Below are 574 nucleotides of genomic sequence, written 5' to 3' on the forward strand. Positions count from 1 at the left end.
GAAGATACGCCACTGGAACTTAACTTACATCAGCAACAAGGACTAGAGAAAGGGGACACCATCGTCATTAAAAAGCCGCCGATGCACGGCAAGATTGACGGGAATACCTACCAAAGCAAGGAAAACTACTTTGGTAATGACCAGTTTGAGTTTTCTATTGTGAAAGAAAACGGCCGTGAATCTAATACCCCTATGGCTGTACTTACAGTCGACGCGGTTAATGATGAGCCGATCTTCGCTGTTGAAGCGAGCCGTAAAGAAGGCCTATCAAACGAAAAAGTCACACTATCTGTACTTGGCTTAATAGACGTTGATTCAACGGATCACTCATTCAAATGGCGTCAAGTTTCTGGGACTAAAGCTCAGTTTGCCACCACGGACACGGCAAGTGTAGAAGTGACGTTACCAAAAGTGAGTGAGAAAAGTGAAAAGCTGACGTTTGAAGTGGCGGTAAACGACAACGATGGTGCAATTATTACTAAGAGCGTTGTTATGGTCGTTAAGCAAGAAGTCGTTGTGGAAAATGATCCTGGCAAGGGTGAAGAAGGCGGCTCTATGGGGCTGTGGGTCACTC

Annotated in this window: 1 protein-coding gene; it reads left to right on the forward strand. The window is 45.5% G+C overall.

Translation table 11 applies throughout. The features are described from left to right. On the forward strand, positions 1–574 hold a 574-nt coding region (locus tag R8N47_RS27095), incomplete at both ends, for a PKD domain-containing protein (protein ID WP_412034495.1).

This window comes from Vibrio sp. 2132-1, assembly GCF_033344315.1.